The organism is Bradyrhizobium genomosp. I (2014), from assembly GCF_000261685.1.
In the GTDB taxonomy this organism is placed as follows: Bacteria; Pseudomonadota; Alphaproteobacteria; order Rhizobiales; family Xanthobacteraceae; genus Bradyrhizobium.
In genome coordinates, this window is the sequence record NZ_AJQE01000145.1 from 1 (window position 1) to 10,065 (window position 10,065).

The 10,065-nt window shown below is 65.0% G+C and carries 8 protein-coding genes; 4 read left to right on the top strand and 4 right to left on the bottom strand.

Annotated features, from left to right (window positions below):
• Positions 1–1,724: ATPase (locus tag IC50_RS14145; RefSeq protein WP_035705324.1), on the top strand; the 1,724-nt coding region annotated here is incomplete at its 5' end.
• A 17-nt stretch (positions 1,725–1,741) separates the two neighbouring features.
• Here the strand turns inward: IC50_RS14145 and msrA are convergent.
• From msrA to IC50_RS14165, 4 genes are all read right to left on the bottom strand, one after another.
• Positions 1,742–2,257, bottom strand: a complete 516-nt coding sequence (msrA, locus tag IC50_RS14150; RefSeq protein ID WP_035705326.1) for a peptide-methionine (S)-S-oxide reductase MsrA — start codon at positions 2,255–2,257, stop codon at positions 1,742–1,744.
• A gap of 140 nt (positions 2,258–2,397) precedes the next feature.
• Positions 2,398–2,820, bottom strand: a complete 423-nt coding sequence (locus tag IC50_RS14155) for an OsmC family protein (RefSeq protein ID WP_035705328.1) — start codon at positions 2,818–2,820, stop codon at positions 2,398–2,400.
• Between the two features lie 111 nt (positions 2,821–2,931).
• A complete protein-coding gene (locus IC50_RS14160) occupies positions 2,932–3,621 on the bottom strand; it encodes a VOC family protein (protein WP_035705330.1) in 690 nt (229 codons plus the stop codon).
• A gap of 46 nt (positions 3,622–3,667) precedes the next feature.
• Positions 3,668–4,336 carry a sensor histidine kinase gene (locus IC50_RS14165; RefSeq protein ID WP_035705338.1) on the bottom strand — a complete coding sequence of 223 codons (669 nt, stop codon included), beginning with the start codon at positions 4,334–4,336 and terminating at the stop codon, positions 3,668–3,670.
• Positions 4,337–4,670: 334 nt separating this feature from the next.
• Between IC50_RS14165 and IC50_RS14175 the strand changes: the two genes are divergently transcribed.
• From IC50_RS14175 to IC50_RS14185, 3 genes are all read left to right on the top strand, one after another.
• Positions 4,671–7,514 (top strand): ATP-binding protein, encoded by a 2,844-nt coding sequence (locus IC50_RS14175; protein WP_035705333.1) that lies wholly within the window; start codon positions 4,671–4,673, stop codon positions 7,512–7,514.
• 118 nt (positions 7,515–7,632) lie between these two features.
• Positions 7,633–8,340, top strand: a complete 708-nt coding sequence (locus tag IC50_RS14180; protein WP_035705334.1) for a hypothetical protein — start codon at positions 7,633–7,635, stop codon at positions 8,338–8,340.
• Between the two features lie 286 nt (positions 8,341–8,626).
• The gene (locus IC50_RS14185) at positions 8,627–9,604 is read left to right on the top strand and encodes a helix-turn-helix domain-containing protein (RefSeq protein ID WP_035705336.1); all 978 of its coding nucleotides are present in this window, start codon (positions 8,627–8,629) and stop codon (positions 9,602–9,604) included.
• Positions 9,605–10,065 lie beyond the last annotated feature (461 nt).

Genomic DNA, 10,065 nt, shown 5'->3' on the forward strand with positions numbered 1-10,065 from the left:
ACCAGACACTCGCCGCCGCCCTCGACTGGAGCTACGACCTCCTGCCTCCGGCGGAAAGCGCCACCTTGCGGCGACTATCGGTGTTCGCCGGACCCTTCGCACCGGAGGCCGCCGCCGCGGTCGCATCCGGCGATGGCCTCAGCACCTCGGAGACGTTGGAGGCGATCGACAGCCTGGTCACCAAATCGCTGATCTCGCCATCCGGTTCGCGGGCGCTGCGCTATCGCCTGCTCGACACCACCCGCACCTACGCGCTCGGGAAGCTGAACGAGCGCGGTGAAGTCAGGCAGTTCGCGCGGCGCCATGCCGAGCATTTTCGCGATTTCTTCGAGCATGCGGAGGCCGATGTATCGACACCGCTGCCCGAATGGCTGAGCATCTATGCGGGGGAACTGGACAATGTGCGCGCTGCACTGGACTGGGCCTTCGCGCCCGACGGCGACGCAAGGCTCGGTATCGCGCTGACGGCGGCCGCAATCACCCTGTGGGTACGTCTTTCGCTGTTCGCGGAATGCCGAGAGCGCAGCAGAACGGCACTGGCGGCGCTCGGAGACGGCGGGGACAACGACCGCATCCGCATGCAGCTGCTGTCGGCACTCGGCTGGTCGCTGATGTATGGCGAGGGTCGCGCGCGCGAGGCGCGCCCGATCCTCGAGACGACTCTCCAGTTGGCCGACAGGCTCGACGACAAGGATTTCCGGCTGCGCGCGCTCTGGGGGCTGTGCATCGACCAGTTCAACAACGGACAGTTCGGCAAGGCCCGCGTGTTCGCCGATCGTTTTGCGAGCGCGGCGGCGAACTCTCCCGACAGGACCGACCTCATGCTGGGCGACCGGCTGATGGCCGTCGCGCTGCACTATCTCGGCGACCAGAACGAGGCGCGACAGCGCATCGACCGGGTCAACGCATCGCTGCACGTGCTGGCGGAGAAGCCGAAGATCTTCCCGCTCGATCTCAGGATCTCGACGCAATATTTCCGGGCCCGCATCCTGTGGCTGCAGGGCCTCGCCGACCAGGCCCGGGCGCTGGCGGCAAGAAACATCGAGGAAGGCCGTGCCAACGGCCACGCCCTGACCTTCTGCAGCGTGCTGGGGCAGGCCGCCTGCCCGATCGCCTTCTGGGCCGGCGATCTCGACGCCGCGGAACGCCACGGCAGCGAGCTGCTCGAGCACACCGAACGGCACGCGATCCGGCTGTGGGGCCTGTGGGCAAGGGCGTTCAATGCGGCCGTCATCGCCAGGCGCGGCGACGTCGCGATCGGCCTGCCGCTGCTGCGCGAAGAACTCAATCGCGCCGGCGATGCGCGCTTCCTGCCGCGCTTTCTTCCCCTGCTTGGCGAGCTCGGGGCGTGCTTCGGCGAAGCCGACCAGGTCGATCGCGGCCTCGATGTCATCGAGGACGTCCTGACCCGTTGCAACGACCGGCAGGAGCTCTGGTATCTGCCTGAGCTGATCCGCATCAAGGGAGAGTTGATGCTCAGGAGCGCGCGGCATTCCGCGGACGCCGAAGCACGCGTTCGCGAGGCCATGGAGATTGCCATCCGGCAGGGCGCGCGCTTCTGGGAGTTGCGCTGCGCGATCAGCCTCGCGCGGTTCAAGATGGCGGCCGGCCAGAGCGCGGACGCTTTGGCCGTTATGGAGAACGTCTCCGGATCGTTCACGGAGGGCGCCGACATCGCCGACATGCGCACTGCGCGCGAGCTGATGGCGCAACTCCGGAACTGACCGCGCGCTGATGCCCGTTAGCCTCCTACCGCAGCCGCGCGCCGCGGCAACTTCCAGCCGGGCCGGATGAAGTGGCAGGTGTAGCCGTCAGGATAGCGCTCGAGATAATCCTGATGCTCCGGCTCGGCTTCCCAAAACTCGCGAGCGGGCGCGACCTCGGTCACCACTTTGCCGGGCCAAAGCCCAGATGCCTCGACGTCAGCGATGGTGTCTTCGGCAATCCGCTTCTGCTCGTCGCTCGTGTAGAAGATCGCCGAGCGGTAGCTCGTGCCCAGATCATTGCCTTGGCGATTGAGCGTGGTGGGATCATGGATCTGGAAGAAGAACTCCAGCATCGCGCGGAAGCTGGTCCTGGCGGGATCGAACATGATCTCGATAGCTTCGGCATGGCCTTCATGATTGCGGTAAGTGGCGTTCTTCACCTGCCCACCCGTGTAGCCGACGCGGGTGGAGATCACGCCCGGCTGCTTGCGAATGAGATCCTGCATGCCCCAGAAGCAGCCTCCGGCCAAAACTGCGCGTTCCGTCGTCATTTGTCCGCTCCCAATTGATCGCTCTGCCCGTCCTGCGTCTGCCACATATAAGCCTTCGGCCGCCCGGCCGAAAGCCACGCATTGCACGCGCGTCCACCCGGATCCCAGACCCGGATGGACCCCGGGCAAAACGCCTGCCTCTAGCCCAGCTTGGCGTCGAGGGTGATTGCGGCATTGAGCACCTTCGACACCGGGCAATTCTTCTCGGCTTCGCCGGCGATGTGGGCAAAGCCTGCGTCGTCGAGATTCGGCACTTTAGCCCGCAAGGTCAGCGCGGATTTGCTGATCTTGAAACCCTTGCCTTCGGGCTCGAGCGTGACGGCCGCTTCCGTCGAGAGTTCATCCGGCGTGAACCCCGCCATCTGAAGGCCGAAGGCCAACGCCATGGTGAAGCAGCCGGCGTGCGCCGCCGCAATCAACTCCTCGGGATTGGTCCCTTTCTCGTTCTCGAAGCGGGTCTTGAACGAATAGGGCGTCTCGGCGAGCACGCCGGATTCACTCGAGAGATGGCCCGTGCCATCACGACCAGTGCCCTTCCATACTGCCTTTGCCTTGCGGATCATCCTCGTTCTCCTGGTTTGTCTTTGAGCACCGACGCTCGGTACCGGTGGAAGGCGACATCGGCGTGACCGCCTGTCGCCACTCCAACCGATCGAGCGCCGCGGCGGTTCCGTTCACGACGGCAGCGGCTGGCCGGCCTGCTCGCGGACGATATGGTCGGCGTACCAGTCCGCCCAATTCTCGTCGTGTCCGCCGGTCCGCGTCTCGTGCTCGCCATGGGCGATTGCCGCACGGCGCAGCGCCGCCGCCAAATCGATCGTCGATGCGAACGTCGTGCCGCCGCCGGCGATGCGCCCGGGCAATCGTGTCGTGACCTCCTGGAACAACCAGCCATTGCCGTCGGGGTCGCTGAACGATGCAAACGAGCTATAGCTGCCGCGTTTCGGGTCAGCACCGCCGACCCGGACGCTACCGAACAGATACGGCTCGTCGGGTCCGACATGAACATCGCCCGCACCGTGGAATGGCTCTGTGACCTCGACGCCGCGGTCGAGCAGATCCTGCCGTGCCGCATCGAGATGGGAGACGATCAGGTACAGGCCTCGCGCTGAGCCCGGCGCTGCAGCCGTCACGTTCCTGCCGAAGATCACCGAGCAGGCCGAGCCCGGGGGCGTGAACTGGATCACGCGCCAGTCGTCGCCTGACGAGAAATCGGCGTCCAGTCGCCAGCCGAGGCGCGCGTAGAACGCCTTGGCACGGTCGACGTCGGACACGGGGATCACGACGACCTCGAGCTTCAAGTCAACGCTGCGCGATGTCGAGGGCTTTGTCCCGGTTTCGCGATCGATTTCGATGGTGGTCATGCCGAACTCCCTAGTGTGAGACGCGATTTCCAAACTCGGACGGCCTTCATGCGAGGGCCGGCATCGCGATGGTCACCCGCGTGCCGCCCTGCCCCGCCTCGCCGTGCAACCTCGCGTGGATGCTGCGTGCGAGTCCTTCGAGGATCCGGCTGCCGGTGCCCCGAAGCGGCCCGGTCGCACCAATGCCGTTGTCCGCCACCGTGCAGAACCAGGCGTCGTCGCGGTTGACCAGGTCGATGCGGATCAGCGCACCATTCTTGTTCGGGAACGCGTGCTTTGCCGCGTTCGTAACCAGCTCGGTGAGCATCAGCGCGAGCCGATGACATTTTGCGGCCGGCAGCCTGCCGCTCTCGATCGCAGCTTCGCAGCGGATGCCTGCCGGCTCCAGCATCGCTTCGGAGAGGGCCCCGCACAGATTTTCGAAGAACGGTTCCACGGCGATAGCCGATGGATCGTCGGTGTCGCACAGGAGCTGATAGAGCCGGCCGAAGGCGACGATGCGCCGCTCGAACCGGTCCACCGCCAGCGACACATCCCTCTTGCTCGCGCGCGTGAAGTCGCGGCGGACTGACGCACCGAGCAGCGTCAGCGTGTTCTTCATGCGATGGTGTGACTCCCGCAGAACAAGCTCCCAATCACGCGACTGATCATCGAGACTGGCGACGAATTGAGGTCGACCGACGTGGTCGTTCGCCCGAGCGTCGATACCGGACATCATGGCCTCCCCGTTGAAATAGGGTCTCACCCGAAGGCCATACTGGATGGGTCGCGCGCGTTTTGCCCGTTAGACGTTGCAAGATTCTGTTATGAATTCTGTTATGATCGGCGCCCATGATCTCGCGGCCGACACCGTGGCCTCGACGGTCAGGCACGCTGACGAATTGTCGCGGCCCCGCCGTAAACTGCTCGCGTTTAAGCAAAATTTGCAACACGGGTCCCGTGCGATCGGCGGTCGCCACGCGATTTCGCCACTTTCGGCCAGTTTACTGGACGTCTCGATCTGGTAATCAGATTGCACACTTCAGCTCATTCACTGGAATTGTTGGACCGTGCCGGACACTAACGAGCAGGATTCGGTCATTGCCTTCGGGCCGTTCCGCCTGTTCGCGAAATCTCGGCTGCTCGAAAAGGACGGCGCCCCGCTTCACCTCGGCGGCCGCGCGCTCGACATTCTCATTTTTCTTGCCGAGCACGCCGGAGAGGTCATCGACAAGCGGGAGCTGATCAAGCGCATCTGGGCCGACGTCAACGTCGACGAAGGCAGCCTGCGCTTCCACATCACGACGCTGCGCAAGGCTTTGGGCGATGCGGGCGAAAGCTCCCGCTACGTCGTCAACGTCCCCGGACGCGGCTATTGCTTCACCGCTCCGCTGCTCCGGCCTGCAGCATCGGAGAGCCGGACGAGCCCGCCCGCCGCTTCGCCCCGCTCGCTGCCCTCGCCGCTCGCGAAGATGATCGGCAGGCACGATGCGGTTGAGAGGATTTCCGCCGAACTTGCCCAGCATCGCTTCGTCACAATCGTCGGGCCCGGCGGGATCGGCAAGACGTCGGTTGCACTCGCTGTCGCGCAGGGCGAACTCGCGGCCTTCGACGGCCAGGCGTGTTTCGTCGATTTCGGCGCGCTGACGGATACCCGGCTCGTCCCCGGAACGATTGCGGCCGCGCTGGGCCTGACCGTCAATTCCGAGGACCCGATGCCGGGCCTGCTGACGGTCCTGCGCAGCCGGCGGGTCCTGCTGGTGCTCGACAGTTGCGAACATATCCTCGACGAACTCGCCCCTCTGGCCGAGCGCCTCGTCCGCGAGGCGCCGCAGCTGCATATCCTGGCCACCAGCCGCGAATCCTTTCGCGCCGAGGGCGAACGCGTCCATCGGCTATTTCCGCTGGATTGCCCGCCGCAGCGCGACGGGCTCGGCATCGCTGACATCCTTGCCTATCCCGCAAGCCAGCTCTTCGTGGAACGCATCGCCGAGAGTCTGAGCGAATTCGAACTCCGCGAGGAGGATGCGCCGCTCGTCGCCGAGATCTGCCGGCGACTGGACGGCATTGCGCTCGCGATCGAGCTCGCGGCCGGGCGTGTGAACGCCTATGGCATAGCCGGGACCGCCTCGCTGCTGGACAGCCGCTTCTCGCTGCTGTGGCGGGGACGGCGTACCGCAATTCCGCGGCATCAAACCCTGAGCGCGGCGCTGGCCTGGAGCTACGACCTGCTGCCTCCGGCCGAAAGCGCGACGCTGCGCGGATTGTCGGCGTTCGTCGGGCCGTTCACGCTGGAGGCCGCGCTTGCCGTCGCGTCCTGCCAGGGGATCAGCGAGCCTGAAGCGGTCGAGGCGATTTCGAACCTGCTATCCAAATCCCTGATCGCGACCTCGCCTGCGGAGCGGCGGCTGCGCTATCGCCTGCTCGATACCACACGTGCCTTCGTCGCGGACAAGCTCGCCGAGCACGGGGAGGCGGACCGCGTCGCGCGCGCCCACGCCGAATATTTCCGCGACTTCCTGCACGACATTGCCCTCAAATCCACCGGCATGCAGAGCGCGGGCGGCTTCCTTCCCTACGCCGACCATTTGCCGAATGTCAGGGCCGCGCTGACCTTCAGCTTTTCGGAGCGCGGCGATCGGACGCTCGGCGTGGATCTGGCGGCGGCGGCGGCCCAGTTCTTCCTCGAACTGACATTGCTGACGGAATGCTACCGCTGGACCCAGCAGGCGCTGGTGTCCCTCGATGCGAGCGCCGTCGACGGCCGCCAGGAGATGATCTTGCAGGCCGCGCTCGGCGTCTCCGTGATGTTCTCGCAGGGCAATGCCGACGTGGTTCGGGCGGCGTTCACGCGCAGTCTCCAGCTTGCCCGGGACCTCGAGGATCTGCACTGGCAGCTCTGGCTGCTGCGCGGATTGCACATCTATCTGACCAGGGTCGGAGATTTTCACGGCGCGCTCGGAATCGGCGAACAGAGCGAGAGCGTCGCGCGGAAGCTGAACGATCCCGCCGCCACGCTGAACGTCGAATGGATGCTTGGCGTGGCGCATCATCTGATCGGCAACCAGGACAAGGCGGTTCGGTACTGCGACAGCGCCATGGTGCACAATCCCGGCTCGCAACGGCTGAACATCGGCCATCTCGGGTATGACGACCGCATCGTCGCGCTGGTGGCGCTGGCGCGCGGGCTCTGGCTCACCGGCCGGCCCGAGCGTGCGATCGAAGCCGCCAGATACACGGTTCGCGAGGCTGAGTTGCTTGAACAACCGCTCACCCTCGGCATCTCCCTGATCTGGACGATTTACGTATTCCTCTGGGTCGGCGACTGGGAGAACGCCGAAATCCTGATCGAGCGGCTGATCGATCATTCGGCGCGGCACTTCCTCGGCCCCTATCATGCGGTCGGCATCGGCCAGAAAGGCGAGCTACTGCTGCGCCGCGGCGACGTGGCTGCGGGTATCGAGCACCTTCGCCGCAGTCAGGCCACGTTGCATGCGACACGGCACCGGATCATGACGACCGTGTTTGCGACCGCGCTCGCGGAGGGGCTCGCCTCCCAGAATCAGCCCGGCGAAGCCCTGCAGACCATCAACGAGGCGATCGGCCAGATTCCCGATCACGGAGAGTCCTTCGACATGCCGGAGATGCTCAGGATCAAGGGCGACATCCTCGCCCGGTCGGGCAACGCCGTGGAGGCCGAGAGCTTCCTGCGCAAATCGCTCGATCTGTCGCAGCGGCAATGCGCGGTCGGCTGGGAGCTCCGGGGCGCGATCAGCCTCGGCCGCATCTGGCGCCAGGCCGGAAAAGCCGGCGAAGCACGGAACCTGCTCGCCCCGCTCGTCGCGCGCTACCAGGAGGGACTCCAGACCCGCGATCTGGTCGCCGCAAGGGAGCTGCTGGGCACCCTGAATTGACAGCATGTTCAACGGGATACCGCCAAAAGGCCTGCTCGCAAATCCTAACAACTTCTAACACGCCAAGCCGCATACGCCCCGCCATGGTGGCGACACTTCATGGCGGATATGGCGGGACATGGCGCTTCTTGACGATGCAATCGATGCCAGCGGCGGCTTGGCCCGCTGGAACAGCTTGAGCCGGTTCACGCTCCACCTTTCCGTCGGCGGATCGCTGTTCTCCAGCGCCGGGCATGCTCGGGAATTCAAGGATGTGACCGCGGAAGGCTCGACCCGCACACAGTCGCTCCGGTTCACGGGCATCACCGGAGGCGAACACTCCGGCTCCTTTCAACCCGATGCGATCACGATCGAGAGCCTGGATGGTGAAGTCCTGCGGAGCTGGCGCAACCCGAGCCTCGCGTTTCCCGAGGTCGGCGTCCCCGCGCTCGCGGACGAGCTGCATCTGGTCTTCTTCTGCGGCGTCGCGATCTGGAACTATCTGACCAACCCATTCCTGCTCGCCCATCCCGATGTCGTGGTCGAGGAGTTGCCGCCGTGGCGTGAGGGCGCCGAAACGTGGCGGCGGCTGCGGGCGCAATTCCCCTCGCACCTCATCACGCTCGCGCCTGAACAGATCTTCTATTTCGACGAGAGCGCCCTGCAACGGCGGACGGACCACGATCTCTTCGGGATCAAGGTCGCACAATACTCGTGGGCTCATGACAGCTTCGGCGGCATCGTGGTGCCGACACTTCGGCGCGCGCAGACGCTGCAGCCCGACGGAACGGTGATCGCCAAGCCTGTGCTGATGGACGTCGAGATCTTCGACGCCGTCTTCGAATAGGGACGATCCGCCTGCCGGCTTCGGCAACAGCAGCGCGCTGCCGCCTTCCGCTTCACCTACACGTTCGACAACATCGCCGGCGTGTTCGGCGAGCTCACGACGAAGCTCGGTCTCAGCATCTGCGACGAGTTGTCACATCTGATGCACATCTACAGAATCTAACAGATCCTAATCACCACTAACGGGCGTCCTGGCCAGCTCACGTCTATCCTCTCAGCGTGGAAAGCATTGGTTTGCGCGCCTGCCGGTCGTTGCAAGCTGCGGCGAAGCCAGGAGAGGACCAACGATGTCGAGTAACTTGCACACGGTGCATGCCTGGATTGAATTTCCGACCACCTCGCGGGATCATGAGGGTCTTCGCCCCGTACAGGCGATCGCCAGGGAGAGCCAGTGGCGTCAGATCGATCGCGCTCCGGAGGGCACGATCGAAGAGATCACGATCTCGCGATGGGACGACCCGCGGAGCACCTCGTCGCACGAAACGACGACGCCGAATGATCGCTATTTCGTCGGCATTGCTCTGAAGACCACGCGCGCGAAGCTGGTACGGGACGGCCGGATCATCTTCGAAGGCACCATGCCAGCGGGATCGCTGTATGTCACCGCGCCGTCGAAGCCTCTCGGCGCGCAATTCCAGTCGCCGTGCGCCTTCCTGCACGTCCACATCTCCGTGGACCATCTTCCGGCGCACGCCGACGGGCTGGATGACCTCGTGCTGTTGCGCGATCCGCTCGCCGCGGAGCTCGCCAAGGCACTGATCGAACATGGTGATGCCGCGGATCGGCAGTTTACGCGCTGCATCGGCCAGACCCTTGCAATGCATCTCACCCGGATGGAATTGCCCCGCGTCAGGGTCAATGCCTTGCCGAAATGGCGGCTGCGGCGCGTCGAGCAGTACATCGCCGATCATTTCGACCGCTGTATCAGCCTGTCCGAGCTCGCCAATGTCGCCGGCCTGTCCCGGATGCACTTTGCGGCGCAATTCCGCGCCGCGACCGGCTACCGTCCGCGCGAATATCTCCTTACGCAGCGGGTCGAACATGCGAAGACGCTGCTCGCGACCACCGAGCGGCCATTGGCGGAGATCGCGCTTGCCGTGGGCTTCAGCACGCAGGCGCATTTTTCCACCGTCTTCAAGCGCATCAGCGGTCAATCTCCGGCACGCTGGCGCCTTGCCAATGAGGGCGGGCAGCTCGAGGTCGAAGCACGGCCGAGGCGGCGCGCGTCTCCGGAGAGGGATTGGATCGCCAGCGCAGCCGCGTAGCTGATCCGCCAACGGGCAGACGACAGGGATTCCGAGGTATGCCCCCTTTTCCCGTTGAATGCTCCTGCGTCGATCTCATCATTGCAACTCGTCGTGTCCCGGACAAGCTGCAACGCGTAGAGCGTTGCGGCTCAGAGCCGGGAGCCGGAAGGCGATAACGTGAAGCGCGCGGTGCGAGACAGGCTCCGCGAAGCAATCCAGAATTCCTCCGCGGAAAGACTCTGGGTCAAGGCCGGGCGATGACAGCGCGTGTGTGGCTACAGACATGCCTTCGCATTCTCGCGGCGCGTTTCGCCCGAGCTTTGCTTGATCTTTCCACCCTCCAAGCCAAGAGGGCGCAGAGAAGGCCGGGTGCCGGCTGGCACCCGCGGTCTGCTGCGCGAAGATGTAGCGCAAGAAAACCGCACAGCAGCATACAGGTGTAGCCGTACACACGGCCTTCCCTGCGCGATGGTCGGACG

What these genes read in the sequence shown, in the direction of transcription:
- msrA (WP_035705326.1), bottom strand. Translation starts at nt 2,257, where the DNA reads ATGACGACGGAACGCGCAGTTTTGGCCGGAGGCTGCTTCTGGGGCATG.
- IC50_RS14155 (WP_035705328.1), bottom strand. Translation starts at nt 2,820, where the DNA reads ATGATCCGCAAGGCAAAGGCAGTATGGAAGGGCACTGGTCGTGATGGC.
- IC50_RS14160 (WP_035705330.1), bottom strand. Translation starts at nt 3,621, where the DNA reads ATGACCACCATCGAAATCGATCGCGAAACCGGGACAAAGCCCTCGACA.
- IC50_RS14165 (WP_035705338.1), bottom strand. Translation starts at nt 4,336, where the DNA reads ATGTCCGGTATCGACGCTCGGGCGAACGACCACGTCGGTCGACCTCAA.
- IC50_RS14180 (WP_035705334.1), top strand. Translation starts at nt 7,633, where the DNA reads ATGGCGCTTCTTGACGATGCAATCGATGCCAGCGGCGGCTTGGCCCGC.
- IC50_RS14185 (WP_035705336.1), top strand. Translation starts at nt 8,627, where the DNA reads ATGTCGAGTAACTTGCACACGGTGCATGCCTGGATTGAATTTCCGACC.